At 68.6% G+C, this 26,176-nt stretch carries 26 protein-coding genes and 1 tRNA gene; 14 read left to right on the top strand and 13 right to left on the bottom strand.

Going from position 1 to position 26,176, the window contains the following annotated elements; all coding sequences use genetic code 11:
• The first annotated feature begins 7 nt into the window (after positions 1-7).
• Positions 8-2,062, top strand: a complete 2,055-nt coding sequence (gspD, locus tag OK349_RS00135) for a type II secretion system secretin GspD (RefSeq protein WP_265115812.1) — start codon at positions 8-10, stop codon at positions 2,060-2,062.
• Here the strand turns inward: gspD and OK349_RS00130 are convergent.
• Genes OK349_RS00130 through OK349_RS00120 form a run of 3 tightly spaced genes read right to left on the bottom strand, consistent with a single transcriptional unit; the run spans position 2,056 to position 3,478 of the window.
• Entirely contained in the window at positions 2,056-2,508 is a 453-nt protein-coding gene (locus OK349_RS00130; RefSeq protein WP_265115811.1) for a hypothetical protein, read from the bottom strand. The two genes, gspD and OK349_RS00130, sit on opposite strands and share 7 nt — an antisense overlap.
• Positions 2,499-2,966, bottom strand: a complete 468-nt coding sequence (locus tag OK349_RS00125) for a hypothetical protein (protein WP_265115810.1) — start codon at positions 2,964-2,966, stop codon at positions 2,499-2,501. The genes OK349_RS00130 and OK349_RS00125 overlap by 10 nt, the downstream gene beginning before the upstream one ends.
• Entirely contained in the window at positions 2,963-3,478 is a 516-nt protein-coding gene (locus OK349_RS00120) for a hypothetical protein (protein ID WP_265115809.1), read from the bottom strand. The genes OK349_RS00125 and OK349_RS00120 overlap by 4 nt, the downstream gene beginning before the upstream one ends.
• A gap of 169 nt (positions 3,479-3,647) precedes the next feature.
• On the opposite strand from OK349_RS00120, the gene OK349_RS00115 reads away from it, so the two are divergent.
• Positions 3,648-6,140, top strand: a complete 2,493-nt coding sequence (locus OK349_RS00115; protein WP_265115808.1) for a PhoX family protein — start codon at positions 3,648-3,650, stop codon at positions 6,138-6,140.
• Between the two features lie 110 nt (positions 6,141-6,250).
• Here OK349_RS00115 and OK349_RS00110 read toward each other — a convergent pair whose 3' ends face one another.
• From OK349_RS00110 to OK349_RS00095, 4 genes are all read right to left on the bottom strand, one after another.
• Positions 6,251-6,643 carry a hypothetical protein gene (locus OK349_RS00110; RefSeq protein WP_265115807.1) on the bottom strand — a complete coding sequence of 131 codons (393 nt, stop codon included), beginning with the start codon at positions 6,641-6,643 and terminating at the stop codon, positions 6,251-6,253.
• The gene (locus OK349_RS00105; protein WP_265118497.1) at positions 6,640-7,215 is read right to left on the bottom strand and encodes a TetR/AcrR family transcriptional regulator; all 576 of its coding nucleotides are present in this window, start codon (positions 7,213-7,215) and stop codon (positions 6,640-6,642) included. Before OK349_RS00105 ends, OK349_RS00110 begins: the two co-directional genes overlap by 4 nt.
• Before the next feature lie 77 nt (positions 7,216-7,292).
• Positions 7,293-8,594 carry an amidohydrolase family protein gene (locus tag OK349_RS00100; protein ID WP_265115806.1) on the bottom strand — a complete coding sequence of 434 codons (1,302 nt, stop codon included), beginning with the start codon at positions 8,592-8,594 and terminating at the stop codon, positions 7,293-7,295.
• The gene (locus tag OK349_RS00095; RefSeq protein ID WP_265115805.1) at positions 8,591-10,015 is read right to left on the bottom strand and encodes an amidohydrolase; all 1,425 of its coding nucleotides are present in this window, start codon (positions 10,013-10,015) and stop codon (positions 8,591-8,593) included. The genes OK349_RS00100 and OK349_RS00095 overlap by 4 nt, the downstream gene beginning before the upstream one ends.
• Positions 10,016-10,142: 127 nt before the next feature.
• Here OK349_RS00095 and OK349_RS00090 point away from each other — a divergent pair, with 127 nt between their 5' ends.
• The 10 genes from OK349_RS00090 (at position 10,143) to OK349_RS00045 (ending at position 17,705) form a co-directional block, all read left to right on the top strand.
• Entirely contained in the window at positions 10,143-10,826 is a 684-nt protein-coding gene (locus OK349_RS00090) for a hypothetical protein (RefSeq protein ID WP_265115804.1), read from the top strand.
• A 230-nt stretch (positions 10,827-11,056) separates the two neighbouring features.
• On the top strand, positions 11,057-12,181 hold the full coding sequence (locus OK349_RS00085) for a DUF4350 domain-containing protein (protein ID WP_372340562.1): 1,125 nt from the start codon (positions 11,057-11,059) through the stop codon (positions 12,179-12,181).
• On the top strand, positions 12,178-13,134 hold the full coding sequence (locus tag OK349_RS00080) for an AAA family ATPase (RefSeq protein WP_265115802.1): 957 nt from the start codon (positions 12,178-12,180) through the stop codon (positions 13,132-13,134). The genes OK349_RS00085 and OK349_RS00080 overlap by 4 nt, the downstream gene beginning before the upstream one ends.
• Positions 13,131-14,378, top strand: a complete 1,248-nt coding sequence (locus OK349_RS00075; RefSeq protein WP_265115801.1) for a DUF58 domain-containing protein — start codon at positions 13,131-13,133, stop codon at positions 14,376-14,378. The genes OK349_RS00080 and OK349_RS00075 overlap by 4 nt, the downstream gene beginning before the upstream one ends.
• On the top strand, positions 14,375-15,379 hold the full coding sequence (locus tag OK349_RS00070) for a stage II sporulation protein M (RefSeq protein ID WP_265115800.1): 1,005 nt from the start codon (positions 14,375-14,377) through the stop codon (positions 15,377-15,379). The genes OK349_RS00075 and OK349_RS00070 overlap by 4 nt, the downstream gene beginning before the upstream one ends.
• Positions 15,372-16,259 carry an RDD family protein gene (locus OK349_RS00065; RefSeq protein ID WP_265115799.1) on the top strand — a complete coding sequence of 296 codons (888 nt, stop codon included), beginning with the start codon at positions 15,372-15,374 and terminating at the stop codon, positions 16,257-16,259. Before OK349_RS00070 ends, OK349_RS00065 begins: the two co-directional genes overlap by 8 nt.
• Before the next feature lie 9 nt (positions 16,260-16,268).
• Positions 16,269-16,748, top strand: a complete 480-nt coding sequence (locus OK349_RS00060; RefSeq protein ID WP_265115798.1) for a methyltransferase family protein — start codon at positions 16,269-16,271, stop codon at positions 16,746-16,748.
• 345 nt (positions 16,749-17,093) lie between these two features.
• Positions 17,094-17,306 (top strand): cold-shock protein, encoded by a 213-nt coding sequence (locus OK349_RS00055; RefSeq protein WP_265115797.1) that lies wholly within the window; start codon positions 17,094-17,096, stop codon positions 17,304-17,306.
• A gap of 70 nt (positions 17,307-17,376) precedes the next feature.
• Positions 17,377-17,571, top strand: coding sequence for a hypothetical protein (locus tag OK349_RS00050; RefSeq protein ID WP_265115796.1), 195 nt, complete (start codon positions 17,377-17,379; stop codon positions 17,569-17,571).
• On the top strand, positions 17,568-17,705 hold the full coding sequence (locus tag OK349_RS00045) for a hypothetical protein (protein WP_265115795.1): 138 nt from the start codon (positions 17,568-17,570) through the stop codon (positions 17,703-17,705). Before OK349_RS00050 ends, OK349_RS00045 begins: the two co-directional genes overlap by 4 nt.
• A 331-nt stretch (positions 17,706-18,036) precedes the next feature.
• Here OK349_RS00045 and OK349_RS00040 read toward each other — a convergent pair whose 3' ends face one another.
• Positions 18,037-18,447, bottom strand: coding sequence for an acyl-CoA thioesterase (locus tag OK349_RS00040; RefSeq protein WP_372340524.1), 411 nt, complete (start codon positions 18,445-18,447; stop codon positions 18,037-18,039).
• 115 nt (positions 18,448-18,562) lie between these two features.
• Between OK349_RS00040 and OK349_RS00035 the strand changes: the two genes are divergently transcribed.
• On the top strand, positions 18,563-19,687 hold the full coding sequence (locus OK349_RS00035; RefSeq protein WP_265115793.1) for a zinc-binding dehydrogenase: 1,125 nt from the start codon (positions 18,563-18,565) through the stop codon (positions 19,685-19,687).
• 4 nt (positions 19,688-19,691) lie between these two features.
• On the opposite strand, the gene OK349_RS00030 is transcribed toward OK349_RS00035, so the two are convergent.
• From OK349_RS00030 to putA, 3 genes are all read right to left on the bottom strand, one after another.
• Positions 19,692-19,877 carry a KTSC domain-containing protein gene (locus OK349_RS00030; protein ID WP_265115792.1) on the bottom strand — a complete coding sequence of 62 codons (186 nt, stop codon included), beginning with the start codon at positions 19,875-19,877 and terminating at the stop codon, positions 19,692-19,694.
• Positions 19,878-19,921: 44 nt separating this feature from the next.
• On the bottom strand, positions 19,922-21,145 hold the full coding sequence (locus OK349_RS00025; protein WP_265115791.1) for an NAD(P)/FAD-dependent oxidoreductase: 1,224 nt from the start codon (positions 21,143-21,145) through the stop codon (positions 19,922-19,924).
• A 93-nt stretch (positions 21,146-21,238) separates the two neighbouring features.
• On the bottom strand, positions 21,239-24,838 hold the full coding sequence (gene putA, locus OK349_RS00020; RefSeq protein ID WP_372340523.1) for a trifunctional transcriptional regulator/proline dehydrogenase/L-glutamate gamma-semialdehyde dehydrogenase: 3,600 nt from the start codon (positions 24,836-24,838) through the stop codon (positions 21,239-21,241).
• Between the two features lie 117 nt (positions 24,839-24,955).
• Here putA and OK349_RS00015 point away from each other — a divergent pair, with 117 nt between their 5' ends.
• Positions 24,956-25,429 carry an Lrp/AsnC family transcriptional regulator gene (locus OK349_RS00015; RefSeq protein ID WP_265115789.1) on the top strand — a complete coding sequence of 158 codons (474 nt, stop codon included), beginning with the start codon at positions 24,956-24,958 and terminating at the stop codon, positions 25,427-25,429.
• Between the two features lie 21 nt (positions 25,430-25,450).
• Here OK349_RS00015 and OK349_RS00010 read toward each other — a convergent pair.
• Both OK349_RS00010 and OK349_RS00005 read right to left on the bottom strand, forming a co-directional pair.
• Positions 25,451-25,527: transfer RNA gene (locus OK349_RS00010), tRNA-Met, on the bottom strand.
• A 69-nt stretch (positions 25,528-25,596) separates the two neighbouring features.
• Positions 25,597-26,100 (bottom strand): 2'-5' RNA ligase family protein, encoded by a 504-nt coding sequence (locus OK349_RS00005; RefSeq protein WP_265115788.1) that lies wholly within the window; start codon positions 26,098-26,100, stop codon positions 25,597-25,599.
• Between the last annotated feature and the right edge of the window lie 76 nt (positions 26,101-26,176).

Here is a 26,176-nt window from a genome sequence, read left to right as displayed (position 1 = left end):
CCCGCCCGTGCCCAATCCGATCCGCAACACCGCCCTCACCCTCGCGCTCGTCGCCATGACCGCGCAGCCTATCCTCGCGCAGGAAAGCGAGGCGGCGGATATCGTCGTCAACATGCGCGGGGTGGAGATCGCCGACGTCGCCGACCAGATCTCGCGCCTCACCGGCCGCACGCTGATCCTCGACCCGGCGGTCAAGGGCACCGTCACCGTCACCTCGGCGAGCCCGCTTTCGCCCAGCGGCGTGTGGGAGCTGTTCCTCTCGGTGCTCCGCGCCAATGGTTTCGCGGCGGTCCGCTCGGGCCGCGCGTGGCGGATCGTGCCGGCGGGCAACGCCGTGCGCGACGGCGGCGTTCCCTCGCGCGGCGCTTCCGGCCAGGAACTGATCACGCGCATGATTCGCCTGTCGAACGTGCCCTCGGCGGAGGCGGCACGCGTTGCCCGGCCGCTGGTCGCGAGCTTCGGCAGCGTCGAGCCGCTGGCCCAGCCCAACGCGGTGGTCGTCACTGACTATGCCGACAATGTCCGCCGCATCGAGGGCATCTTGCGCGCGCTCGACGGCAATGGCAGCGGCCTCACCTTCGCCACTATCGCGCTGCGCAACGGCAGCGCGCTCGATGTCGCGCAGGCGCTGCAGGGCGTGCTCGGGGACCCCGCCTCGGGCGGCGCGCGCGTCGCGGCCGATGCGCGCAGCAACACCGTGATCGTGCGCGGCACGCCGACCGCGGTCGCCGATGCGCGCCGCATGATCGCCTCGCTCGACGCGCCGGGTGGCGCCACGCCGATGACGCGCGTGTTCCGCCTCAACTATGCCGACGCCGAATCGGTGACCGAGGTGCTGCGCGGCGTGCTCGGCCAGGAGGCGACGACCAACAATGCCGTCGCCCGCAGCCTCTCCGACCGGCGCGGCGGCTACCGCAGCCCCACCAGCGTGCTCGGGGGTATGGTCGCATCGGGCGGCAGCAATCCGGCGGACACCGCCGCTGCCGCCGCCAGCGCCGCGCTCCAGGCGCAGCAGACACAGCTCGGGCAACAGCGCACCGAAACCCCGCAGGGCTTTTCCACGCCCGAGCTCACCGTCCAGCCCTCGCCCGACATCAACGCGGTCGTCGTCCGCGGCACGCCCAGCGCGATCGCCACGATCGAGCCGCTGATCACCGATCTCGACGTCCGCCGCCCGCAGGTGCTGATCGAGGCCGCGATCGCCGAGATCACCGGCGAGGAGGCCGAAGCGCTCGCGGTCCAGCTCGGCACCAGCGGCGCGGTGCTCAACCAGATCGAGGGCGCAGCGACCTCGTTCAGCAATGCCGGCCCCTCGCTGGGTCAGATCCTCGACGCGCTCGACGTGCCGTTCGCCGCCGCGCTCGGCCCGGGTCTCACCGCCAATATCGCGATTGGCGACAGCTTCTCGATCCTCGTCCAGGCGCTCGGCACCTCGTCCAAGTCGAACCTGCTCTCGACGCCGCAGATCACCACGCTCGACAACAAGGTCGGCGAGTTCGTCGTCGCGCAGGAAGTGCCGTTCGTGACGGGCTCGATCCTGCCCAGCGGCGGGGGCGACGTGAATCCCTACACCTCGATCGAGCGCAAGGATGTCGGCATCACGCTCAAAGTGCTGCCCCGCATCAATGCGGGCGATACCATCCGGCTCGAGGTCGCGCAGGAAGCCTCGTCGATCGCCGCCACCCAGCTTACGCAGGCAAGCGACCTCATCACCAATCGCCGCGCGATCAACACCACCGTGCTTGTCGACAATGGCCAGACGATCGTACTCGGCGGCCTCACCTCGGACGATTACGGCCAGGTCAAGAGCCAGGTGCCGATCCTCGGCGACATCCCGATCCTCGGCGAGCTGTTCAAGAGCCGCCGCGAAAGCCGCAACAAGCGCACGCTGTTCATCTTCCTCAAGCCCACCATCCTGCGCAACGGCGAGGACGCGGCGGCGATGGCCAAGGCAAAATATGCCCGGCTGCGCAGCGAGGAGCTGGATCTCAACACCCCGAGCAACCTGCTGCTCAAACCGCTCAAGCCGCGGCTGACGCTGGAGATCGACGGGATTTACTGAACGGGCTCTTCTGCCGCCGAATCTTCGGTGGCATCGGACGCGCCCATCGCCACCCGCACCCGCTCGCGTCCGCGCGTGAAGAAGGCCGCGTCGATTGCCAGGCTCTCCAGCCGCCAGCCGTCGACACTCTCGCCGACGCCAAGGCTGCGCGAGCTGCCGTCGGCCAGCCGCACCAGCGCCACCGCATCGCGGTTGAGCCGCCCGGCGATGCCGACCAGCGCGGGTGCGTCGGCGGGGATTTCGTCGCTCGCCTCGACCGCGGCGAACAACGGCCGCTCATAGACCGCGGCGACTACCGGCATCGGCGGCGGCACCACCGCGCGCGTGTCGGCTGCACGCGCCGGAAGCTTCACATCTGCGCCGGGCCATAGCAGCGCGACGGGCATCACCACCGCGAACAGCGCCGCTCCGCCCAGCGCGAGCGCATCGGTCCGGTTCAACGCCATGCCGCCACCACCTCGCCCTCGAGCCGCAGACCGCCGCCGGGAAGCGCGGTCACCCGCCACGCCGCGAAGCGCGTCAGCGGCGTCGCGCGCTCGATCCGGTCGGCCAGCGCAACCACCGCCTTGTCCGGCCCGGAGAGCCGCAAGCGCAACCGCACCAGCCCTTCGCCCGCCGGCACCGCTGCGACCTGTTCCGCCAGCACGCCGCCCTCGGCCGCCAGCCGCCGCACCCGGCCGGTCAAGCCGCGTACCGCCTCGGCTTCACTACCGCCCGGTGTGCGCAACCCGGCGGCTACCAGCGGCACCGCGACCGATCGCGGCGCCGCCACCGCCGCTTTCGCCGCCGTGGCAGCCTCGCGCGCGCGACCCAGCTTACCGAGCGCCGTGCCGGTCGCCGGCGCCAGCAGCGCCACCACCGCGAGGCCGCCACCGATCCCCGCGATCAGCGTCGCCCGGTTCATTTGGCGTACCTCAAGGTAACCGCGATCATCGCGCCCGCGCGCCGCTGCCCGGTTTCGCGGAACCCAGCCAGCGCCGGATCGGCCCGTAGCGCACCGCGCAACAGGTCGGGATCGGGCGTCGAGATCTCGAGCTCAAACGCGCCGTCCGCCGCCTTGACCATGCGCGCGACCCGTGCCTCGGCCGGAATCGCGACCGCCACCCGGTCGAGCCATACCGCGACGCCCGCGTCGCGCGCCGCCGTGCGCAGCGCCGCACGCACCGCCCGCTCCCGTTCTTCCGCGTTGAGCCGTGGCGCCGCCTGCGTCTGGAGCCGCGCTGCTTCCGCTCGCGCGCCATGCTCGATCACGCCCGCCCCGACGATCGTCGTCAGTGGCCCCAGCGCGATCATGCCCGCCAGCGCGGCTGCGAGACGCCAGTTCACCGGTCCGGGCGATCGAGGCTCGGCCCGCACCTCGCGCGCCGCGAATCGCTGCGCCATGCGATCGGCCAGGCTGTCCCGCGCATCCTCCATCGCCTGCGCCCTACCGATCTATCCCCGTAAAAAACAGCCTGTCATCGAAGAGTCGCCAAATCGACACGGTGCCGTCAACGCTTCTCCATCACACTGTAAAGCGCCGCGGTCACAGCCCCGACAGCCCTATCCGCACTGGATGAGGGTGACAAAAAGGGGGTTCCAGAACATGATCGAGAGCACCGATCTGGCCTTTGGCTATAGCGACGGCGACGTCGACACCAACAACACCGCCAATCCCACGCTCAACGCGCTGATCGAGCAGCGTTATTCGCGCCGTGACGCACTGCGTTCGGGCGCCTCGGCGGCGGCGGTCGCGGTGTTCGGCGGCGGCGTCCTCGCCGCGTGCGACAGCGCCAACGCCGATGCGGACCCCTTCCCCAACCTGATCTCGGTCGGCTCCTCGGGCGCCACCAGCTCGGGCCGCGTCGTCACGCTCACCGGTCAGGCGACCGACAATGGCGCGATTACCTCCGCCTGGGTGCAGACCAGCGGCCCCGCCGCCACGCTGATCGGCGCGAACACGGCGAACGCCAGCTTCGTCGCGCCGAGCGTGTCGGCGCAGCAGACGCTGATCTTCCAGTACAGCGCGACCGACAACGCGGGTCAGACGACCCAGGGCACGACCACCGTCGCCGTCAGCCCCGCAGTCATGGGCTTCACCTCGATCGCCAAGAACAGGAACGACGTGGTCACCGTCCCGGCGGGCTACACCGTCACCGTGATGACCCGTCTCGGCGATCCGATCGCTTCGGGCGTCGCAGCGTACAAGAATGACGGCACCGACACCAATTTCGCGCAGCGCATCGGCGACCATGGCGACGCGCTCTACTGGTACGGCCTCACCGCCGCCGGCGCGCGCGACGACAACAGCTCGGTGCGCGGCCTGATGGTCCAGAACCACGAGAACCTGAACGACCAGTATCTCCACCCGGCCGGCCCGACCAGCCCGGGCGGCGTCCGCCCGGAGGCGGAAGCGCTCAAGGAGATCGAGGCGCACGGCGTGTCGGTCACCGAATATGTCGAGGGGGCGAACCGCGCCTGGAGCTATGTCCAGAACTCGACCTTCAACCGCCGCATCACGCCGAACACGCCGGTCGTGTTCAACGGCCCTGTGCGCGGTAGCGCATGGCTGCGTACGCCCTTTTCGACCGACGGCACCGCGGGCCGCGGCACGATCAACAACTGCGCCAACGGCCACACTTTGTGGGGCACCAACATCACCTGCGAGGAGAATTGGGCCGGCTATTTCCGCCGCAGCGGCGACGATGCCCAGCGTACTGCGCGCGAGCTGGTCGCGCTGCGCCGCTATGGCGTGACCAGCGGCAGCGGCAGCTTCGGCTGGTCGACCGTGACCCCCGCGGATGCGACGAACACCACCTTCCGCCGCTGGGACGCACGCGCCGGCGTGGGCGGCTCGGCGACGACCGACTGGCGCAACGAGCCGAATCAGTTCGGCTGGTGCGTCGAGTTCGATCCCTATGACAAGACCCAGGCACCGCGTAAGCGCACCGCGCTCGGCCGCCTCGGCCACGAGGGCGCGTGGTACGGCAAGTTCATCGAGGGCAAGAAGCTCGCGGTTTATCTCGGCGACGATGCGCGCGGCGAGTATTTCTACAAGTTCGTGACCGCCGCCTCGTGGACCTTCGCCGACGCGCAGCGCGCCGATCGTCTGGCGGTGGGCGACAAGTATCTCGACAGCGGCACGCTCTATGTCGCCAAGTTCAACGCGAACGGCACCGGCACCTGGGTGCCGCTGGTGTTCGGCCAGGTTCCGAACCGCCCGGCACAGGGCAGCGACATCGAATATGTGTTCGAGAACCAGATCGACATCCTCGTCAACACCCGGCTGGCGGGCGACGCGGTCGGCGCGACCAAGATGGACCGTCCGGAATGGACCGCGACCAACAACGTGACCGGCGAGATCTATCTCACCCTCACCAACAACAATGCCACGCTGCGTCCGCTGAACGGCACCGACGCCGCCAATCCGCGCCACTATAACGACCCGCGCGGCGCGACGAACACGGCACAGTTCGGCAACCCCAACGGCCATATCCTGCGCCTGCGCGAGACTGCCGATGATCCCGCCGCGACCAGCTTCGCATGGGACATCTACCTGTTCGGTGCCGACTCGACGGATTCGAACAGCGACGTCAACATCTCCGGCCTGACCGCCAACAACGACTTCTCCAGCCCCGACGGCCTGTGGTTCTCGCGGCCGCAGAATGCCGGTGGCCTGGTCAATCCGTTGCTGTGGATCCAGACCGACGACGGCGCCTTTACCGATCGCACCAACAACCAGATGCTCGTCGCGATGCCGGGCACGACCGGCGACGGCGCGTCGGTGACGATCACCAACCGCGGCACCGGCGGCGCCACCGCGACCCAGACCACGCGCCGCGGCGCGCTGGCCACCGACGCGACGCTCAAGCGCTTCCTGGTCGGCCCGGTCGAGTGCGAGATCACCGGCGTCGACACGACCCCGGACGGGCGCACGCTGTTCGTCGGTATCCAGCACCCGGGCGAGGGCGGCACACCGGCCGCACCGACCAGCGGCTGGCCGGCGACCCAGGCCACCGGCACTGCCCCGGCGGGCACGCGTCCGCGCTCGGCGATCGTCGCGATCACCAAGAACGACGGCGGCGTGGTCGCCCTCTGATCAAGGAACAAGGCCGTGGCCCGGCACAACCGGGTCACGGCCGGGAGTTGAACCCCGAGCCTTCAGGGGAGGCGGGTCCGCCCGCCTCCCCTCTTTTATCGGGCTAGGACCTAGCTCGCGTCGGTGCGGCTGACGATCTTCGCGGTGCCGTCGCGCGTGATCGAGATCAGGTGCGGGGTGCGGTTGTCGCACGTCACGCGCCACGCCGGATTGCCCTGGACCGGATCGAAGCGCTCGGTCTCGGTCACTTCCTGGCAATTGAACCCAGCATCACGCACCGCGCGCAGGAACACGCCATTCTGCAGCGCCGGCGGCAGTGCGATCACTTCGGCCTGATAGTTGGTCGCGTCCGCGACATTCTCGACCATGTTGTTGGCCGCGGCGTCGTTCACCGCCTGCTGCCCGCCACCGCCGCAAGCCGAGAGCGCCAGCGCCGCGGTGATCGTCAGATAAGTCGTCCGCATGAATTGCACCTCCATCGCGCCCACAACGCCGATCGTCACGGCTTCGATCCGACCATCTTGAGAAATAGCCGCGTCGCCCGCATCACCTTGGCGCGGATCACCTGCGGCGAGGGCAAGGGCTCGAGCCCCAGCTTGATCCCCATATCGCCAGCGCCCAGCCACAGCCCGCAAATATCCTCCGCCGCGCGCATCGGGTCGTCGATCTCGATCTCGCCATGCGCCGCGGCATCGCCCAGCACCTGCGACAGCCGGTCGAAACAGAGCTGCGGACCCGCCGCATAGAAGCGCCGTGCGAGTTCCGGGATCTGCGCGATCTCGTTCATCAGCACGCGGTCGACCGCTTGATGCTCCTCGCTATATTTGAACTCGGCGAGCGCGATGCCGAATGCGTTGAGCTGGTCCTCCAGCGTATGCCCGCGCGCCAGCGTATCCTCGAACGCCGCCGCCATCCGCCCGCTCTCGACGCGGATCACCTCCTCGAACAGCGTCTCCTTGTCCCCGAAGCGGCTATAGACGGTCACTTTGGACACGCCCGCCGTGTGCGCGATGTCCTCGATCGTCGCTGCCTGAAAGCCACGCGCAAAGAATGCCTCGCGCGCCGCCTCGACGATCGCGCCATATTTGGCGGGGTCGCGCGGCCGTCCGGCGCGGCGCGGCTCCGCCAGGGTACCGGGCTGTTCGTTCGCGCTCAGCGCTCGTACGCCTTCGGCAAAGCACCCTCCTTCGGATCGAAATAGCGTTGCTTGAGCTTGTCCTGGCGCGTGTCGAGCGGTTGCTCGACCCCGTCGATGAACACGCGCACGGCCGCGGTTCCGATCTCGAGCGGGTCGCCATCCCAGATCACCACGTCACCGCGCCGCCCAGGCCGCAGCGAGCCGAATTCGCCGCCCATCCCCATCGCCTCGGCCGGCTTCGAACTGATCGCCGCGAACGCCTGCCCCCAGTCGAGCCCTGCCGCACCCGGAATTTTGCCCAAAGCGACGAGGTTGCCGGCATATTGCTTGACGAGTCGCGCCTGCCGCGCCTCGTCATCGTTGATCATCCCGATACCCACGGTCACGCCTGCCGCTTGCAGCCGCCCGATGTTCGACTGGGTCGCCGCGAGCTGCTCGAACGAGGCCGGCAGGTCGGCGAGCGCCGAGGCGAGCACCGGCACCTTCGCCGCCGCGATCTGCCGCGCCACGGTCCAGCCCTCGGTCGCGCCGACCAGCACCAGTTTGAGCCCCGGCATCTCGCGCTTGAGGTCGAGCATCACGAGGATGTCGGACGCTCGCTCGACATGAACCAGCAGCGGCACCGTGCCGTTGACCACCGGCACCAGCGCCTGCGCGTCGGCGCGAGTCAGCAGCGCATCCTTGCCGCGATCGGCGAAGCTGCCCGGCGCGCGGGCATAGTCGCGCACCTCGAACAGGATGTTCTTGAGCATCGCATAGGCGGCCGGGCGGCTGCCCCCGGCGCGCGCCGCGCCGGTCTCGCCATATTCCATGAACTGGAAGGCGCGCGCCTTGGTCACCGCGTCCATATCGGCGCCAAGATCGATGATCGCGCCCTGCCCGCCGAAGATCGACCCGCGCGCCTGCGGCGCGACCACCGCGCGCGTCACGCCCTCGGCGCGGTTGACGGTGATCGCGCTGGTCCGCGGGTTGACCGCGGGCACCACATCGATCGCCGCGTTGAACGGCGAGCTGTTCGCGCCCGCGTCGTTGGTCTCGTTGACTCCGTCGACCTCGACGATGCCCATCCGCGTGAAGCCCGCGAAGATGCCCGGCGTCACCCAGCGTCCGCCCGCGTCCACGACGGTCACGCCCGCCGGTACCGCGACCCCGCGCCCAGCCGCGACCACGCGCCCATCGCGCACCACCACCGTGCCGCCCTCGAGCGGCGCCGCTCCGTCACCGGTCACCAGCCTGGCATTGGTCACAGCCACGGTCTGCGCCGCCGCCGGCACCGCCACGCCGAGCGCGGCCGCTGTAAGAAGGAGCGCCTTCATTTCACGTCTCCCTCGCCCGGCTGACCCAGCTCGAAGTCGGATACGGGCCGTCGTTTGGGGTCATAAGCGTCATATAGGAGCGCGCCGTCGATCCACACCTTTTCGGGCCGGGTATAGACGCTGAACGGATTGCCGTTCCACAGCACCACATCGGCCATCTTGCCAGGCTTGAGGCTGCCGGTGACCTTGTCGATCCCCAGCGCCTTCGCCGGGGTGATTGCCGCCCATTTCCACGCGATCTCCTCGGGCACGTCGAAGCCGGCGCGCTTCGCCGCGGCGCGCACCTTGGCGATCTCCTGGTTCAGGCGCTGGATGCCGTTGGCGTCGTCCGAATGGATCATGCCGCACGCGCCTTCGCGCTCGAGGATCGCAAGGTTTTCCTTGATCGCGTCATAGGACTCCATCTTGAAGCCCCACCAGTCGGCCCACACCGCCGCGCAGGTCCCGTTGGCCTTGAGCAGGTCGGCGATCTTGTAGGCTTCCACCGCATGGTGGAACGTGCCCACCTTGTACCCGAACTCCCTGGCCATATCGAGCACGATGGCCATCTCGTCGGCGCGGTAGCAGTGGTTGTGGACGATGATCTCGCCGTCGAGCACGCCGCGCAGCGTGTCCATCGCCAGATCGCGCGTGGGAACCTCGCCGCCCTTGTCCTCGTAACGGTCCCAACGCCGCTTATACTCCTGCGCCTTGGCCCAGGTGGCGCGGTCGAGCGCGATGTTGCCCATCCGCGTCGCCGGCATGCGCTGGCGCGCGCCATAGACTCGCTTGGGGTTCTCGCCGCACGCCATCTTGAGGCCATAGGGCGCGCCCGGGAACTTCATCCCCTGCATCGTGCGGGCATAGACGTTCTTGAGCGTCACCGATCGCCCGCCGAACAGGTTGGCCGAGCCGGGCAGGATCTGCAGCGTGGTCACCCCGCCATTGGTCAGCGCACGGCTGAACCCCGGGTCCTGCGGCCACACGCTGTGCTCGGCCCAGACCTCAGCGGTCACGGGCGCGGTCATCTCGTTGCCGTCCGAATGCGCCTGCACGCCGGGGCTCGGATAGTCGCCGAGATGGCTGTGCACATCGATCACGCCGGGGGTAACGTACTTGCCGCGCCCGTCGACCACCTGGGCCCCCTCGGGCGCCGCGATCGACTGGCCGACCTCGGCGATCTTGCCGTCGCGGAAGAGCACCGCGCCATTGTCGATCCGCCCGCCCTCGCCGTCGAGAATCGTGACGTTGGTCAACAGCGTCGGCACGCCCGGATAGACCCGGTAGGTTGAGGGATAGGGATCATGGTCGAACCCCTTGCCCTTGCCCGGCCCGCGTTGCGCCGGCGCATCCGACGCGGCGCTCTTGGGTTTGTCCTCCGCGCTGGCCGAACACGCGGCCAGGCCTGCGGCGGCGGCGACGCCGATAATGGTACGGATCAACTCGCTGTGCCCCTCTCTGCTCGATCGATTCCGGTCATACAGCCCGGTTTCCCAACCGTTAGGGTCGAAAAGCGTTGCGCGCAATTTGGCGATTTGCTCCAACGCTCACAGCCATGGGGGAAATCCAGTGACGGCACCGGGCGCAGGCAGCGCCGTTCAGCAGGGGGCCGCTCAGCAGGGCGCCGCCGCCTTTGGCGATCCGGCGCGCGTCGATGCCGCGCATCGCGCGGTGCGTGCCGATCCCGCGATCCAGTTCGACCTTCCCTGGCGTCAGCCCGAGGTCAACCAGCCGCCGCGCTGGCTGATCGAGCTGTTCGAGGCGCTGGCCCGCTTCGTCGACTGGGTCGGCGGCGGCTGGTATGTGCTGATGTGGATCGCGATCGCGCTGGTGGTGATCGCCCTCCTCCTCGCCCTGTTCCCCGTGGTCCGCGAATGGATCTCCGCGCGCCTGTTCCGCCGCGGCGAGGCTAGCGTCGAACCCGCCGGTTGGACGCCCGACGCCGGCGCCGCGCGCGCCTTGCTCGACGAGGCCGACCGCCTCGCCGCCGCGGGCCGCTATGCCGAGGCGGTGCGCCTGATCCTCCATCGCAGCATCGAGGATATCGAGCGCTGGCGCGGCGATTCGCTGCGCCCCTCGCTCACCAGCCGCGACATCGCAGCGTTCGAGAGCTTGCCCGACGCCGCCCGCACCGTCTTCGGCCGGATCGTCGCCGACGTCGAGCGCAGCCTGTTCGCCGGCAATCCGCTCGGCGAGGCGGACTGGACCCGCGCCCGCGCCGACTATGCCGGATTCGCGCTGGGGCACCGATGAACGGCGCCAGATCAACTCAATTCCTCCCCCGGAGGGGGAGGGGGACCAGCGAAGCTGGTGGAGGGGTATTCTCCCCCCGCGGGCCGGTCCATTTGTGGCGACTACCCCTCCACCGCCTTCGGCGGTCCCCCTCCCCCTCCGGGGGAGGAATAAGCGAGCCTGGTGCCGATGCCGTCAACCCCTTCCGTCCGCGCACTGTCCTGCTGCTGATCGCCGCCGGCGTGGCGCTCATGCTCGGCTTCCTGCTGGTCAGCGGCTATGGCGGGCTGGTCGACCGCCAGCGCGGCAATGCCCCTAGCCCCACTTCGCGCTTCGCCACCGGCTTCCGCGCGCTCAACAACCTGATCGAGCAGTCCGGGGGCACCGTCGCGCTCTCGGGCGACGCCGCCGCGCGGCCGGGGCAAGGGCTGCTGATCCTGACCCCGAACCTGCAGACCAAGCCTGCCGAGCTCGAGGCCGCGCTCAAGGATGCGGCGGGCGAGAGCGCGCCGGTGCTGATCATCCTGCCCAAATGGGTCTCCGCCCCGCAGCAGCTTCGGCCGAATCGCGAGGAGCGGTTGACCGCGATCGCCGCACCGACGCTGATGCGCATGCTCGCGCCGGTCACCAAGGTCACGGTCGACCACCATTCGAAGGTGCGGCTCACCTACCCCACCAGCCTCGACCTCCGTCCGTTCCGCACGCCGGAGACCGTGCAGTCGCTGGACGGCGACAAGATCTACTCGCTGATCGCCGCGCCGGACGGCAGCGCCGTGCTGGGCGAGGTGCCGGGCAAGCACATCTACATCCTCGCCGACCCGGATCTGCTCAACAATTATGGCCTGGCGCATCGCCAGAACGCCCAGGCCGCGATTGCGCTGCTCGCCGCGCTCGACCCCGACAATCCCGGCACGATCAACTTCGATACGATGCTCCCCTATGGCGCGGGCGGCCGCAATCTCGTCCAACTGATGCTCGAGCCACCCTTCCTCGGCGTCACGCTCGCGCTGTTCGCCGCCGCGCTGCTCGCTGGCCTCGCCACCTGGGCGCGCTTCGGCCCGCCGCGCCGCGAGCCGCGCGCGCTCGATTTCGGCAAGCGTGCGCTGATCGAGAACATCGTCAGCCTCGCCCGCCGCGCCGGCCGCACGCGTGACGGCGGCGAAGCCTTTGCGGACGCGATCCGCGACTGGGCGGCACGCCGCCTCGCGCTACCGCGCACCCTGCAGGGCGAGACGCTCGACGCGCATCTCGACGCCCTGCCCACGCAAACCTCCTATGCCGCCTCGGCCTCGCAGGTCCGCACCGCGAAAACCGAGGCGGAGTTGCTCCACGCGGCACAGAAACTCGACGATTGGCGAAAGGAAGTGAAGGCATGAACCTGGAAGACGTCCGCGCATTGGGCGCGGCGATCGATGCCGAGGTGGCGAAAGCGGTCGTCGGCCAGTCGGCGACGACGCGGCTGCTCACCGTCGCCTTGCTCTCGGGCGGCCATGTCCTGCTCGAGGGCGCCCCCGGTACCGCCAAGACCCTGCTCGCGCAGAGCTTCGCGCGCACGCTCGGGCTCGAATTCGGCCGCATCCAGTTCACGCCCGACCTGATGCCCGGCGACATCCTTGGCACCAGCCTGTTCAACTTCCAGACCTCGACCTTCGAGCTCAAGCGCGGCCCGGTGTTCACCGAGCTGCTGCTCGCCGACGAGATCAACCGCACCCCGCCCAAGACTCAGGCCGCGCTTCTCGAAGCGATGCAGGAACGGTCTATAACCATCGACGGCGGCACCGAAAAACTCTCCGACCATTTCACCGTCGTCGCGACTCAGAACCCGATCGAGCAGCAGGGCGTCTATCCCCTGCCCGAAGCGCAGCTCGACCGCTTCCTGTTCAAGCTTGCGATCGATTATCCCGACGAAGCAGCCGAGCGCGCGATCGTCGCGCAATACGGCACCCGCACCGGATCGCCGCGGCCCGAGGACAGCGGCGTCGCGCAGGTCGCCGACCATGCCGGGATCGCCGCTGCGAGCGAAACGGTGCTTGGCGTCAAGCTCGCAGACGAGGTGATCGCCTATGTCGTGGCGCTGATCCGCTCGACCCGCGGCCATCCCGATCTCGCCAACGGCGCCTCGCCCCGCGCGGCCTCGGCGCTCGCCGCCGCCGCCCGCGCCGCCGCCGCGCTCGAGGGCCGCGACTATGTCATCCCCGACGACGTCAAGCTGCTCGCCCAGCCGCTGCTGCGCCATCGCGTCGTGCTCTCGCCCGCGGCCGAGATCGACGGGCGCCGCGCCGACGATATCGTCGCGCAGCTGATCGACCGGGTCGAGGCACCGCGTTGATCGTTCCCACCCAGCGCGCGGTGGCGCTGGTGCTGGCGGCCGCCCCGCTCGCGCTGGTGCTCGGCGTTGTTCGCCCGGACGGCTGGCTGTTCGCGCTGTTCTGGGTGTTCGCGATCCTCGTCCTCACCTTCCTCGACGGCGCGCTCGCCCCGCGGCTGCGCGACGCCGATCTCGCCACCGCCTTCCCCGGCTCGGTCGAGGTCGGCGACAAGGTCGAGCTCGTCCCTGCGGGCGGCCCGGCGCTGCGCTACGCCGCCGAGGTCTCCGCACCGCTCGATCCCGCCGCCGCGCCGCTCCGCTACGCCGCCAGCCGCCGCGGCACGGCGAAGGTCGCGCGCATCTGGGCCCGGGTCGCCGGCCCGCTCGGCCTCGCCTGGCGCCAGCGCAGCCGTGCGGAGGACGGCGAGGTGCGCGTCCTGCCCAGCCTGCGCCCGGTGCGCGAGCAGGGCATGCGCCAGTTCCTGCGCAGCCGCCAGTTCGGCACGCGCATCCGTCCCGACAGCGGCGACGGCACCGAGTTCCAGTCGCTCACCGATTTCCAGCCGGGCATGGAGCGCCGCGCGATCGACTGGAAGGCCTCGGCGCGCCACTTCTCCCTACTCGCACGCGAATTCCGCACCGAGCGCGACAACAGCGTCGTCTTCGCGATCGACTGCGGCCGCGCGATGAGCGAGCCCGTCGACGGCCTCCCCCGCATCGACCGCGCCGTCTCCGCCGCGCTGCTCGCCGCGTTCGTCGCGCTCAAGTCCGGCGACCAGGTCCGCCTGTTCGGCTTCGCCGGCCGCCCCAGCGCGGATTCGGGCAGCGTCAGCGGAAGCAGCGGTTTCGCCACGCTCCACCGCACCGCCGCGGCAATCGACTATGGCGCGGAGGAGAGCAACTTCACCCTCTCGCTCGTCACGCTCGACCAGCGCCTCCAGCGCCGCAGCCTCGTCATCCTGTTCACCGAGTTCACCGATCCGACCTCGGCCGAACTGATGATCTCCGCCGCGGCACGCATGCTCAAGCGCCACCGCGTGCTGTTCGTGCTGTTCCACGACACCGAGCTCGACGCGATCCTCGATGCGCGCCCCGAGCAGGTCGACGATGTGATCCGCGTCAATATCGCCCACACCCTGATCCGCGAGCGCCGTATCGTCATCGAGCGGCTGAAGCGTCTCGGCATCGACGTGCTCGAGGCAAATCCCGACGACCTCGCCCTCACTCTCGCCGAACGCTATGTCCGGGACCGCGAACGCCCATGACCGCCTCTACCGCTCCCGCCTTCGGCGTCCGCCATTTCCGCACCGAGCGCGAGGCCGACTGGCAGCGTCTCGAAGCATTGCTCGACCTCGTCGAGAAGAAGTCGCCCAAGCGCCTCACCAACGAGGATCTGGTCGAACTCCCGCGTCTTTATCGCACCACGCTCTCGGCGCTGTCGATCGCGCGCGAAACCTCGCTCGACGCGTCGATGATCGCCTATCTCGAGAGCCTCTCCACCCGCGCCTATTTCATCCTCTACGGCTGTCGCGAGCCGCTTTGGCGCCAGATCGGCGGCTTCTTCGCTTATGGCTGGCCCGCCGCGGTGCGCGGCATCTTTCCCGAGACCTTGCTGATCGCCGCCTTGTTCCTTGCCAGCGCGGTCGCGGGCTATTTCCTCGTGCTCAGCGATCCGGCCTGGTTCAATGCGATCATCCCGCCCGAGATGGCGAGCGGCCGCGACATGAACGCGACCGCCGACTATCTCCGCTCCACCCTCTATGACCGTCCCAAGGAGGGCGGGCTCGAGGTGTTCGCCACCTTCCTCTTCACCCACAACGCCCAGATCTCGATCATGGCGTTCGCACTCGGTTTCGCCTTCGGCATCCCGACCTTCTTCCTGATCGCAAGCAACGGCGTGCTGCTCGGCGCGATGTACGCGGCGTTCATCCCCAAGGGGCTCGGCGTCGGCCTCACCGGCTGGCTGATGATCCACGGCTCGACCGAATTGAGCGCGATCATCCTCGCCGGCGCGGCGGGCCTCCATATCGGGCGCGCCGTCGCCTTTCCCGGCACGCGCACGCGTATGGCTGCCGCCGGAGAGGCCGGGCGCCGCGCTGCGCTGGTGATGATCGGGGTGGTGATCATGCTGCTCGTCGCCGGCCTGCTCGAAGGCTTTGCGCGCCAGCTGATCACCGCCGATGGTGCGCGCTTCGCGATCGCCGCGGCGATGTTAGCTTTGTGGGTCGGCTATTTCGCGCTGGGCGGACGCCGCGCGCATGGCTGAGCCGCGCACCGCCGCCGACAAGAAGGAGCGCCGCCTGCGCGAGCTGGTGACGCCGGAGGGCGTGACGCTTCACCTGCGCCTCGCCAGCGCGGGGTCGCGCGCGGGCGCGTTCACGGTCGACGCGGTGATCATGCTCGTGATCCTCATCGCGCTCACCGTCCTCGCCTTCTTCATCATCGGCGGCTTCCGCACCATCGGCCCGGCCGCGATCATCTGGCTGCTCGGCTTCTTCCTGCTGCGCAATTTCTACTTCACCCTGTTCGAGAGCGGCGTGCGCGCCGCCACGCCCGGCAAGCGCATGCTCAAGCTGCGCGTCGTCGCGCGCGACGGCGGACGGCTCACCGGCGGCGCGATCCTGGCGCGCAACCTGATGCGCGAGGTGGAGGTGTTCCTGCCGCTCATCTTCCTGCTCAGCGCGCAGGCCCAGGGGTTCAGCAATCGCTGGCTGGCGCTGCTCGGCTTCGCCTGGACGGGGATCTTCCTGTTCATGCCGCTGTTCAATCGCGACCGCCTGCGCGCCGGAGACCTGATCGCGGGCACCTGGGTGGTGGAGAATGAGCGGCCGAAGATCGCGCCCGATCTGCTCGCCGCCAACGACAGCGCGCGGACCGACGCCTGGGGCTTCACGCCGCACGAGCTCGAAACCTACGGCCAGTTCGAGATCCAGCGGCTGGAGGACGTGCTCCACCGCAACGACCCCGACACGGTCACGACCGTCGCCGGGGTCATCCGCCGCAAGATCGGCCGCCGCGACCAGGGCGGAAGCTGGAGCGAGGACCGCGCCTTCCTCGAGGCCTATTACACCGCCGCGCGCCTCCATCTCGAGCGCCGCCTGCTGTTCGGCCAGCGCAAGCGCGACAAGTTCGATTCGACGGGTTAAGGGACCGCCATGACCGAACCGACACGCGACACCGCTGGCGTTATCGCCCCACCGCCGCTCCTGTATCTCGGCTTCCTGATTCTCGGCCTCGCGCTCGAATTCCTCGTCGTGCGGACGCAGGGTCTCGACATGCCCGCGGCGTTGCGCTGGACCGTCACCGCGCTGTTCCTGCTCCTCGGCGTCGCGGCGATCGTCGCGGCCGTGTCGCGCTTCCGCCGCGCCGGCACGCCCGCGCCGCCCTGGCAGCCGACCACCGCCTTCGTCGCCCAGGGCATTTACCGCTTCACGCGCAACCCGATGTATCTCGGCATGACACTGATCTACTGCGCGATCGGCGTCGCCGCGGATGCGCCGGTGGTGTTCTGGATGCTGATCCCGCTCGCGGTCACGATCCATTATGGCGTGGTGCTGCGCGAGGAGCGCTACATGGCCGGCAAGTTTGGCGACGCCTATATCGACTATGCCAACCGCGTGCCGCGCTGGCTCTGAGCCGCGCGCGCATTGTCAATGCCGCAATGCCGATCGTCAATCTTCGTGCCCGATTCACCATTTGTGGCTATGAAACCGATGCGAAGGGCATTGCGGTCATGACGCGGTGCAAGGAACTGATCGCACCTCGGGCCGGATAATATTTTTCGCTCATTTTATTGCCCATACGCGAAGACTTTGCAGAGCTCCTTGATTTTTTCACGCTATTGCTCCATATTCCCATCGCTACAGTCGCAAATCGACGGTTCTCGGAGCTTTGCGGCCCCAACTTCCTTCTTTCTGCAGCCGCGGCACCGGGGCGATCCCGGCAGTCGGTTCGCCCCTCGAAACAAGAAGGAACTTTCCATGAGCATCACCGGCACCGTCAAATTCTTCAACGCCGACAAGGGCTATGGCTTCATCGCCCCCGATGACGGCACCAACGACGCGTTCGTGCACATCTCGGCCGTCGAGCGGTCGGGCATGGCCACGCTCACCCAGGACCAGCGCGTGACCTATGAGCTGGAAGAGGATCGCCGCGGCAAGATGGCCGCGGTCAATCTCAGCCCGGCAGAGTAACCGCGATTCAAGCGTGCGGCGTCGCCCCGGCGCGCCGCACGCCAGTCACCGACCACAATGGAGCCACTCGATGGCGCAAGTCCCATATCGTGAACACGCGGCGCGAGCACGCGCCGACGCCGATGCCGCGACGCTCGAAAATGTGCGTGAACGCTGCCTTCGTGCCGAAGCCGCCTGGCTCGCCATGGCCGCACGACAGGAAAGCGTCGATCGCGCGCGCGAACGCCGCGAACCGGCTTCGCAACCCCAACAGGAAAACCAGTGAAATTTCAGAACAACCGAATCGAACGAACCCTACAACATCTGATCGATACTTCCGGCCTGCGCCGTGCGCGCAACGCGGAGGATGCCCGGGCAACGGCGATTGCCGTTGCCGCGGTGCGCGAAATACTTGGCTGAATCGGCGCTTGCCGCTGGCCGCGGCCCCCGCGGCCTGCTAGCCTCCTCAAATCATCGGCAGTCTATTTGACCGTAAGCGCCGCTGGCTGGGGGACCTCGTGCTCCCGCTTACCGGCCGGAGACTTGCTATCGATCCCCGACTCATGAGTGCCTATGCGGTTGCGATAGCAATCGTCACCATTTTCTCGATGATCGTCGTCGCCCCGATCCACCGCGCACGCGAGCGGCGCAGACCGCATCGCAACGCGATTGGCCCGCGTCCGCGGCTGCTTGGATGGTGGCGGCGCTGACCGCGCGCGTAGGGGTCTGAGAAGGACGGAGCCTTCCGCCCCTACCCCTCGCGCTTTCCGAAGAAATGCTCGACGATATGCTCGGCGATCCGCGCCGGGCGCAACGTCTTGGCGTCGACGCAGCACCAGCTCGACTTGACCTCGGCCAGCACCTCGTCGCCGCGCCGGATCACCGTCTCGTAGAAGGCACGCACGCCCTGCACCTTCTCAAGCAGCACCGTCGCCACCACCTCGTCGTTCAGAAAGGCGGGTTTGCGATAGGTGATCTCGTGCTTGAGCGCGACCCACAGGTGCTTGGCGACCTCCTCGGTCGGAGCGAGCTTCTGCCAATGGCTGAGAACCGCTTCCTGCACCCATTTGAGATAGCTGGCATTGTTCACATGCCCCATGAAGTCGATATCCGCCGGATCGACGGGGATCGGAACTTCGAACGGGACAGCAGCCTGGGTCATGGACCTCACCTTAACGTAAGGCGCCGCCACAAGCGAGCGGATTATCGTGCGGGCGTCGGGTTGAACGGTTTTTAGAAATGGCGGTATGGTCGAGGGGAACAGGAGGATGCCCAAGATGACCGACCTTCCCGCGCAGGCCCGCCAGCTCTTCTCCACGGTCACCGAGGACGGCCAGCTCGAACTGTCGATACGCGACGTCCCCGTCCCCGCGCCTCAGGGCGACGAGGTGCTGATCCGGGTCGAGGCAACCCCGATCAACCCTTCCGATCTCGCCGTGCTGTTGAGCGCCGCCGACAGCAGCGCCTTTACCGCCACCGCCGACGGCGCCCGTGCCGCAATCCCAGAGGCCGCACGCCGCGCCGTCGCCCCGCGCGCCGGCAAGCCGCTCCCGATCGGCAACGAGGGGGCCGGAACCGTCGCCGCCGCGGGCGACGATCCCGCTGCGCAGGCGCTGATCGGCAAGACGGTCGCGGCCGCGGGCGGCGGTTTCTACACGCAGTATCGCCTGCTCCGCGCCCGCGATTGCCTTCCGCTTCCCGAGGGCGTCAGCGCCGAGGAAGGCGCTTCCTCCTTCGTCAATCCGATGACCGCGCTCGGCATGGTCGGCACGATGCGGCGCGAGGGCTATACCGGCCTCGTCCACACCGCCGCCGCTTCCAATCTCGGCCAGATGCTCGTCAAGCTCACCCGCAGCGAGGACGTGCCGCTGGTCAACATCGTGCGCAGCGAAGCACAGGCGGCGCTGCTCCGCGATCTCGGCGCCTCCCATGTCGTCGACAGCAGCACGCCGGATTTCATGGCGCAGCTGATCGAGGCCATCGCCGAGACCCAGGCCTTCCTCGCCTTCGATGCGATCGGCGGCGGCAAGCTTGCGGGGCAAATCCTCACCGCGATGGAGGCCGCCGCGGTACGCACCAATCCCGCCAACGGCCCCTATGGCTCCACCACGATGAAGCAGGTCTATATCTATGGCGGCCTCAGCACCGCGCCGACCGAGATCGCGCGCGGCTTCGGCATGAAATGGGGCGTCGGCGGATGGCTGCTCACCCCCTATCTCCAGGCGGCCGGCATGGAGGAAGTCGTCCGCATGCGCACCAAGGTCGCCGCCGAACTCCGCACCACTTTCGCCAGCAGCTACACCAGCCGCATCACGCTCGACCAGGCGGTGCAGCCCGACATCATCGTCGCCTACAACCGCCGCGCGACCGGCGAGAAATACCTGATCCTGCCCAACGGTTGAGGATTCATCGCTGCAGCTTGTACCGAAATCGGTCCCGAATACGCCGGTTGAAATACTGCCCCTTCGACACTGCCCTGCGCATCCCCTGCGCGATGCGGTCGGGCACGTCGTAATAGCGGTAGCGCCGCCCGCTCACGAACAGGATGTCGAGCCGGGCGGCGTCCGGATCGTAATTCCAGCTGCGGATCACGCTCGAAGGCATGCGCCTTCAACGCATGAGCTGAAATCCGGTTCTCAGCCCGCCAGTTCCTTGAGCGGCGTCGCGGCATCCGCCAGCCTTGCCGGATCGACCGCCATTCGCTCGACCACCAACTTGCGGCCCTGGACATAGTCCTTGGTCGCGTTGACGCAGTCGAGCGCGATCACTTGCCCGTCCTTCAAGTAGATCACCGAGAAGCTGCGCGCCGCCGGATCGCCGCGCACCACGGTCGCGTCGTGCCCTGTCGAAAGCCCTACCGTCTGGAGTTTCAAGTCGTACTGGTTCGACCAGAACCACGGCACCGCGTCGTAATGCGCTTCGATCCCGGCGATCGTCTTCGCCGCGACGGTCGCCTGGTCGTGCGCGTTCTGCACTGACTCCAACCGCACCGGCATCCCGTCGGCAAAGGCGTTCGCGTGCAGCGCGCAGTCGCCGATCGCGAACACGTCGGGCAACGAGGTGCGGCAATGGCCGTCGACCGACACGCCGTTGCCGCCCTCCGCGCCGGCCGCGATCAGCGGCTCGACCGCGGGGACGATGCCGATGCCCACGATCACCATTTCCGCCGGGATCAGCTCGCCGTCCGCGAGCCGCACGCCACTGACCTTGCCGTCCGCAGCCTCGATGCCGTCGACTGCGACGCCCAGCCGCACGTCGACGCCATGCGCGCGGTGCTCGGCCTCGAAGAAGCGCGAGAGCGCCTCGCCCGCGACCCGCGCCAGCACGCGGTCGAGCGCTTCGAGCAGCACCACTTGCTTGCCCGCCTTGGCGAGGACTGCGGCTGCCTCGAGCCCGATATAGCCCCCGCCGATCACCACCGCGCGGGTGACCTGGGGCAGCTCGGCCAGCATCCGGTCGGCATCGGCGCGCGTGCGCACCGTGTGGACTCCGGGCAAACTTCCGCCGTCGCAACTCAACTTCCGCGGGTTGCCGCCGGTCGCCCAGATCAGGTGGCCGTACCCGATGCTGTCGCCTTGTTCCGTCCTTACCTCGTGCGAAGCGGGATCCACCGCGGCAACGCGAGTGGCGGTAAGTATGGAAATGTTCCGTTCTTCCCAGAAGGAACGCGGACGGATGAGAATCCGCTCGAACCCCTTCTCCCCCGAAAAATATTCCTTCGACAGCGGCGGCCGCTCATAGGGCAGCTCCGGCTCCTCGCCGATGATCGCGATGCTCCCCTCGAACTTCGCCTGGCGCAGCGCGATCGCCGCCTGCGCGCCGCCATGCCCGGCTCCCACGATCACCACGTCGTAATGCATTCGCCTCTCCCCAAGCGTCGCTGCGCGGGTAGCAGGCGCGGAACGCCGCGGCAAAGGCGAACCCCTATGGGCGCGCCAAGCGCGGCTTGCCGCTCAGGCCACGGCCATCAGGCTGGCATTGCCGCCCGCAGCAGTGGTATTGATCGAGGTCGAGACCTCCTCGACCAGCCAGTCGAGCCGCGGCGTCCCCGCCTGCGCCAGCACGATTGGTCCGGGAAGCTCGGCAATCGCCGCCAACGCCGCCAGGCGCGCCTCGGCATCCCCCTCAATCAGCGCGCCGCTGAACGGCCCGGCCTTGCGCCAGTCGTCAGCCCAGCTCAGCCGTGCCGACACCCGCGCCGGCACGCCGTCGAGCTCGCCACGCAGCGCCGCGTTGCCGATCATTGCGCGATTGCCCGTCGCCAGCACCGCCGCGACCTGCGTGATCAGCCCTTCGCGAGTCTGTGGCAGCAACAGGATCGCGCCACGCGGATGCAGCGCATAGACGTTGCGCTCACCCACCGGCCCCGGTAGCTCGACCTGCGCGCCCACCAGCGAAGCCTCGCCCGCCGCTCGCGCGACCTCGCCTGCATCGCCAAGCCACAACGCGAAGTCGCGCAGCGCCGGATCGCCGATCGTCGAAGCGACCCCCGGCGGCACCGTGGCCGCCTGCACCAGCCGGCCGAGATAGAGCGGCCCGCCCGCCTTGGGCCCGGTGCCCGAAAGCCCGCGTCCGCCGAACGGCTGCACGCCCACCACCGCACCGATGATGTTGCGATTGATGTAGAGGTTGCCCGCCTCGACCCGCTCGGTCACATGCTCGATCGTCTCGTCGAGCCGCGTGTGCAGGCCGAAGGTCAGGCCATAGCCCGTGGCATTGATCGCATCGATCACCCGGTCGAGATCGCGGCGCTTGTAGCGCACCACATGCAGCACCGGTCCGAACACTTCGCGTTCGAGATCGGCGATGCTCTGCAGCTCGACGATCGTCGGCGGCACGAAGGTGCCCTGCGCGGTTTCGCCCGCCAGCTCGATCTGCTCGACCGCCCGGCCCATGCCGCGCATCTTCTCGATATGGCCTTCGATATTGGCCTTGGCCTCGGCGGTGATCACCGGGCCGATATCGGTGGCGAGGCTGTCGGTGCGCCCGATCGACAGCTCGTGCAGCGCACCCTTGAGCATGCCCAGGATGCGGTCCGCCACATCCTCCTGCAGGCACAGCACGCGCAGCGCCGAGCAACGCTGCCCAGCGCTGTCGAACGCGGAGGCGATCACGTCGCCCACCACCTGCTCGGCCAGCGCCGAGCTGTCGACGATCATCGCGTTCTGCCCCCCGGTCTCGGCAATGAACGGCACCGGCGCGCCATCGGCGGTCAGCCGCCTGGCCAGCTCCTTCTGGATGATCCGCGCCACCTCGGTCGATCCGGTGAACATCACCGCCTGAGTCCCCGGCGCGGCAACCAACGCCGCGCCGATCTTCCCGTCGCCCGGCACCAGTTGCAGCGCCGCGGCGGGAATGCCGGCCTCATGCAGGATCGCGACGCCCTGCGCGGCGATCAGCGGCGTCTCCTCGGCAGGTTTTGCGAGCACGGTGTTGCCCGTCACCAGCGCGGCCGCGATCTGGCCGGTGAAGATCGCCAGTGGGAAGTTCCACGGGCTGATACAGGTGACCGCGCCCAGCGGCTTGTGCGCCGCGCCGAGCATCGCGCGCGCCTGTGCGGCGTAATAGCGCAGGAAGTCGATCGCCTCGCGTACCTCGGAGATCGCGTTGGGCGCAGACTTGCCCGCCTCGCGCATGATCAGGCCCATCAGCACTTGCATCCGCTCCTGCATGATGTCCGCCGCGCGATCGAGGCATGCAGCGCGCTCGGCCGGAGGCACCGCCGCCCAGCCCACCGCAGCCGCCTGCGCCGCAGCAACCGCGGCCTGCGCCGCCTCGGGGCTGACCTCGACCACCGTGCCGACGACGTCCTTGCCGTCCGCCGGATTGTACACCGGCCGCGAAGTGCCGAGCCGGTCGGCGGGTTCCGCCGCCCAGCCCGCCGCCGCGCTCGCCCGAAGCGCATCGCCGAGCCCCGCCAGCACCGTCTCGCTCGACAGGTCGAGCCCGTCCGAATTGCGCCGCGCGCCGTAGAGATCGCCGGGCAGCGCGATCAGGGGATGCTTCGCGCCCACCACATCCATCGAATGCACCTGCTCGACCGGATCGGCTACCAGCTCGGCCACCGACACTTCGGGATCGGCGATACGGTTGACGAAGGACGAGTTGGCCCCGTTCTCGAGCAGGCGCCGTACCAGATAAGCGAGCAATGTCTCGTGCGTGCCCACCGGGGCATAGATGCGGCACGGCCGGTTGAGCTTGGCCGGGCCGACCACCTCGTCGTACAACGGCTCGCCCATGCCGTGGAGGCATTGGAACTCGTAATCGCCGACCGCGAAATCCGGTCCCGCCATCTGATAGATCGTCGCCAACGACTGCGCATTGTGCGTCGCGAACTGCGGGAACACCTTGTCGCGGTTCGCCAGCAGCTTCCGCGCGCAGGCGATGTACGCCACATCGGTATAGATTTTCCGCGTGTACACCGGGAAGTCAGGCAGCCCGTCGACCTGCGCACGCTTGATCTCGGCGTCCCAGTACGCACCCTTGACCAGCCGCACCATGATCCGCCGCTCAGCGCGCGCGGCGAGATCGACGATCCAGTCGATCACGAACGGGCAGCGCTTGCCATAGGCCTGCACCACGAACCCCAGCCCGTCCCATCCGGAGAGGTCGGGATCGAGCGCCAGGCTCTCGAGCAGGTCGAGCGACAGCTCCAGTCGGTCGGCTTCCTCGGCATCGATGTTGAAGCCGATGTCATAGCCCCTGGCCAGCACCGCCAGCGCCTTCACCCTGGGCAGCAACTCGCCCATCACGCGGCCCGCCTGCGCCCGTGCATAACGCGGATGCAAAGCCGAGAGCTTGATCGAGATGCCCGGACCGCCGACCACGCCGCGTCCCGCCGACGCCTCGCCGATCGCGCGCACGGCGTTCTCGTAATCGCGATAATAACGCTCGGCGTCGACCATCGTCGTCGCCGCCTCGCCCAGCATGTCGTAGCTGTACTGGAAGCCGCGCGCCTCCAGCGGGCGGGCGCGTTTTAGCGCCTCGACGATGGTCTCACCAGTCACGAACTGCTCGCCCATCATGCGCATCGCCATGTCCACGCCGCGGCGGATCACCGGCTCGCCCGCGCGCGCGATCAGCCGGGTCAGCGCAGCGCCCAGCCCGGCATCGTTGACGCTGCCGGTGAGCTTGCCGGTCACCACCAGTCCCCAGGTCGCCGCGTTGACGAACAGCGAGCGCCCGTCGCCGACATGCGACTTCCAGTCGCCATCGGCGATCTTGTCACGGATCAGCGCGTCGCGCGTGTCGTCGTCGGGGATGCGCAGCAGCGCCTCGGCAAGACACATCAGCGCGACGCCCTCCTGGCTCGACAGCGCATATTCCTGCACCAGTCCTTCGACGCCGGTGCCCTTGTGCTTGGCGCGCAGCGCGGTGATCAGCGCCGCCGCGGTCGCCCGAGCCGCCTGGCGCGTGCCCTCGGGCAGCGTCGCCTGCTCTACCAACGGGGGCAAGCACTCGGGCTCGGGCCGGCGATAGGCCGCAGTGATCGCCGCGCGCAGCGGGATCTGTGGACGGATGGGCGGCGCGAAATCGGCGAAGGGTGCGGTCATCGAGAGCCTCGGACGAGATGGTCGCACCATCCTATCAGCTTTGCGCCTCGCGATTGGACTTTTGCTGGCCCATTGGCGTATCGTTCTGCCTTCATTTTCCGCCACGCGAAGGCAAATATGACTGGCAAAGCCGCCGATCTGGACTTGTTCGACCGCAAGATCATCGACGTGCTCCGCGCCGACGGCCGTATCGCGATCACCGATCTCGCCGCCCGCGTCGGCCTGTCCAAAACGCCCTGCCAAGTGCGCGTGAAGCGGCTGATCGCCAACGGCACGATCCGCGGTTTCCGCGCGATCGTCGATCCGGCACGCCTCGGCCTCGACCATATCGCCTTCACCGAAGTGAAGCTCTCCGACACGCGCGAGGACGCGCTCGACGCCTTCCGCCGCGCCGTGCTGCGCATCCCGGAGGTCGAGGAATGCCACATGATCGCGAGCAGCTTCGACTATCTGCTCAAGGTCCGCACCGCCGATATCCGCCGCTATCGCGAAGTGCTCGGCGAGCGCATCTCGAGCCTTCCGCATGTCGCCAGCACCTCGACCTTCGTGGCGATGGAGACGATCCGTGATTCGGGGATGGGCGGTGTATGAGCAGCGTCCCGGGGGCATTGATGGTAGCGGAGGAGGGACTTGAACCCCCGACCCCAGGATTATGATTCCCGTGCTCTAACCAACTGAGCTACTCCGCCCTACCAAGGCGGCCCGCCGCCGGGTCTGGCGCGGGCGAGCGGCGCACATAAGTGCGCTTTGAAACCGGGTCAAGCGAACATGTGGCGCGACAGCGGCTCCCACGGTCCGCCGCGATACCACCACGACGCGAGCCCCGCGATCTCGACCTCGCGCGGCCGGAATTCCTTGGTCAGCGCCGCCATCAGCAGCTTCGCCATCGACGGCGCAACCTTGTTCTGGATCGTCACGTGCGGCCGCCAGCCGCCCGCATCCTGGGGCATCAGCAACCCGGCGAACGCCTCGCACAGCTCGCGCCGGATCGCCGCTAGACCCGGCGATTCGATCTTCACCGCCACCCCGCGCCCAAGCGACATCAGTCCCGCCGCCTTCGCCGCCGGCGCACGCACCCCGCGCGTCGCCTCGCTCAGCCGGCGCTTGAGCTCGTCCTCCACCGATGGCGGGAGATGATGGAACAGCGTGAGATGTGCGGGCAGCACGTTGCGCTCGGGCGGGTAATGCTCGCGGCGCAACGCATCGAGCGCCGCCTGCTCCGAACGACCCAGAACAGCGGTGACGATGATCGGCGCGTTCATTTGCTTGGTTGGCGGCGCCGGCCCGCTCCCCCACCCGGCCACCCAGCGGTAGCATCATATGGGTGGCCGGGTGGGG

This window comes from Sphingomonas sp. BT-65 (genome assembly GCF_026107375.2).
GTDB lineage: Bacteria > Pseudomonadota > Alphaproteobacteria > Sphingomonadales > Sphingomonadaceae > Sphingomonas.
Note: the sequence above shows the minus strand (reverse complement) of the source record. Positions and strands in the feature narration are given on the sequence as shown.

Coding starts and splice junctions, on each gene's coding strand:
- OK349_RS00130 (WP_265115811.1), bottom strand. CDS start 2,508: ATGGCGTTGAACCGGACCGATGCGCTCGCGCTGGGCGGAGCGGCGCTG.
- OK349_RS00125 (WP_265115810.1), bottom strand. CDS start 2,966: ATGAACCGGGCGACGCTGATCGCGGGGATCGGTGGCGGCCTCGCGGTG.
- OK349_RS00120 (WP_265115809.1), bottom strand. CDS start 3,478: ATGGAGGATGCGCGGGACAGCCTGGCCGATCGCATGGCGCAGCGATTC.
- OK349_RS00115 (WP_265115808.1), top strand. CDS start 3,648: ATGATCGAGAGCACCGATCTGGCCTTTGGCTATAGCGACGGCGACGTC.
- OK349_RS00100 (WP_265115806.1), bottom strand. CDS start 8,594: ATGAAGGCGCTCCTTCTTACAGCGGCCGCGCTCGGCGTGGCGGTGCCG.
- OK349_RS00085 (WP_372340562.1), top strand. CDS start 11,057: ATGCTCGGCTTCCTGCTGGTCAGCGGCTATGGCGGGCTGGTCGACCGC.
- OK349_RS00080 (WP_265115802.1), top strand. CDS start 12,178: ATGAACCTGGAAGACGTCCGCGCATTGGGCGCGGCGATCGATGCCGAG.
- OK349_RS00070 (WP_265115800.1), top strand. CDS start 14,375: ATGACCGCCTCTACCGCTCCCGCCTTCGGCGTCCGCCATTTCCGCACC.
- OK349_RS00065 (WP_265115799.1), top strand. CDS start 15,372: ATGGCTGAGCCGCGCACCGCCGCCGACAAGAAGGAGCGCCGCCTGCGC.
- OK349_RS00060 (WP_265115798.1), top strand. CDS start 16,269: ATGACCGAACCGACACGCGACACCGCTGGCGTTATCGCCCCACCGCCG.
- OK349_RS00055 (WP_265115797.1), top strand. CDS start 17,094: ATGAGCATCACCGGCACCGTCAAATTCTTCAACGCCGACAAGGGCTAT.
- OK349_RS00050 (WP_265115796.1), top strand. CDS start 17,377: ATGGCGCAAGTCCCATATCGTGAACACGCGGCGCGAGCACGCGCCGAC.
- OK349_RS00040 (WP_372340524.1), bottom strand. CDS start 18,447: ATGACCCAGGCTGCTGTCCCGTTCGAAGTTCCGATCCCCGTCGATCCG.
- OK349_RS00035 (WP_265115793.1), top strand. CDS start 18,563: ATGACCGACCTTCCCGCGCAGGCCCGCCAGCTCTTCTCCACGGTCACC.
- OK349_RS00025 (WP_265115791.1), bottom strand. CDS start 21,145: ATGCATTACGACGTGGTGATCGTGGGAGCCGGGCATGGCGGCGCGCAG.
- putA (WP_372340523.1), bottom strand. CDS start 24,838: ATGACCGCACCCTTCGCCGATTTCGCGCCGCCCATCCGTCCACAGATC.
- OK349_RS00015 (WP_265115789.1), top strand. CDS start 24,956: ATGACTGGCAAAGCCGCCGATCTGGACTTGTTCGACCGCAAGATCATC.
- OK349_RS00005 (WP_265115788.1), bottom strand. CDS start 26,100: ATGAACGCGCCGATCATCGTCACCGCTGTTCTGGGTCGTTCGGAGCAG.